Here is a 1581-nt window from a genome sequence, read left to right as displayed (position 1 = left end):
GATTCTCGGGCACCGATTGTCCTGAGCTAAGATCTCTTCAGCAGCCAAGTTCTCCGGTTCTCCTGGCTGCATAACAATTCATTCAAGCCGAAGCCGCTTCGCGGCTCGGCTTAATTCAGGCGTTAGGTGTCAACTGCGTAAGGCTTAGGGGCAACGCAAAGGCCACTCCTCGGCAACCCAAGCTTCGGTTAGCGCGCTTCTCAAGCACCCCACTCTGTCGGCCCCAAGGTCCAGGACAATGATGGCGGCTGGCGGTTGGCTCTTGTGCGTCGCAGCGGGCACTGCGTTCTGGCCAGATGGCACACTGGCTGTCCAAAGGCGGCAACTGATGCTCTTGCGGGCAGCTTGCCACCTAACAATTCATTCAAGCCGAACCCGCTTCGCGGGTCGGCTTAATTCTGGTGTTAGGCCGCAACCAACACCGCTCCGCCGGACAAGAGCAAATTCAACATTTTCGGGTCATAAGACTTATCGCCCCGGAAAGTGAAATATGCACGGCGCTCCTGGCGCCCTCGCCACCTGTCCGGCCCGGCGCAACCGATTGATCTTCCTCGCGCTTTCTCGCCTTGACTCCCCGCCGGCGCCACCTGAATATCCCGCCCATATCCCCGTTTTTGGGGTCTACTAGGCGTTAGGCACCTAGGGGAGTGTCATGACAGTCAAAGATTCGCCATTCAAGTACTTGCCGTATGTGACCTTCCGAGAGGGCTGGGCGCAGGCCAAGGTGATGTTCTTCGTCTGGATTGTGCTTTCCGCCATCGCCATCGCCTTTATTGCCCTGACAGACTTCGGCGTCGAGAGCACAGAGAGTTACTGGTCGCTTCTCCCCAAACCCGTTTGGGCGGTCATTGGATTCGCCGTGTTTACCTGGGTAGTGCGCGGTGAGGAGTTGAGACTGGCCGCACCTCAATCCGCTAAGGGCTGGCTCATTCTCAATGTACTCGTTGCGCTTATGGTTCTTGCCGGCTCTGTACTTCCATCTTGGGCACTTTTTCCAATGTACTTTGGCCTTGCGTGCTTCGCCGCTGTGCTTGATGAGCTCGCTGCGGTCGGCAAGAGCAACTACGAGCGCCTGTCTGGTAACGGCAACGGTGCCTAACAATTCATTCAAGCCGAAGCCGCTTCGCGGCTCGGCTTAATTCAGGCGTTAGGCCGCACGGGTTCTTTCGTAGAAGCACTCTCGCGCACTAGCCACTCTCGCCTTTTGGCTTCCGATTTCTGCAAGTCCTCGGCGGCGCGTCCTGCGCTTTTCACGGCTTGCGCCCAAAGCTCCTGCAACCAAAGCAATTCGCTCAACCTTCTGTTTCCCGAGATGCGCACGCGGCTTCCTGCCGCGCGCTACGATTGCTCAAGGCTTCGGCCACCCGGCAGGCTTGCGGTGCTCCAGTTTTCAGGGCGACACTGGCGGCCTAACAATTCGTCCAAGCCGAAGCCGCTTCGCGGCTCGGCTTAACTCAGGCGTTAGGCCGCACAAGTCAAAAGCGTAGGAGTGGGTTCTCGCCAGTGCCGGCGCTCTGGCTACGCCCATTGATTCCTTCGGTCACTGCCTCGCGGCGCGCCCAGGCAATCCGGGATGCGCTC

The 1581-nt window shown here is 58.6% G+C and carries 1 protein-coding gene; it reads left to right on the top strand.

Translation table 11 applies throughout. The features are described from left to right. Positions 1-652 precede the first annotated feature (652 nt). Positions 653-1099, top strand: coding sequence for a hypothetical protein (locus tag ACFPN1_RS16245; RefSeq protein WP_386756267.1), 447 nt, complete (start codon positions 653-655; stop codon positions 1097-1099). Positions 1100-1581: the final 482 nt, after the last annotated feature.

It is taken from the genome of Lysobacter yangpyeongensis, assembly GCF_042655745.1.
GTDB classification, from domain to species: domain Bacteria; phylum Pseudomonadota; class Gammaproteobacteria; order Xanthomonadales; family Xanthomonadaceae; genus Agrilutibacter; species Agrilutibacter yangpyeongensis.
Note: the sequence above shows the minus strand (reverse complement) of the source record. Positions and strands in the feature narration are given on the sequence as shown.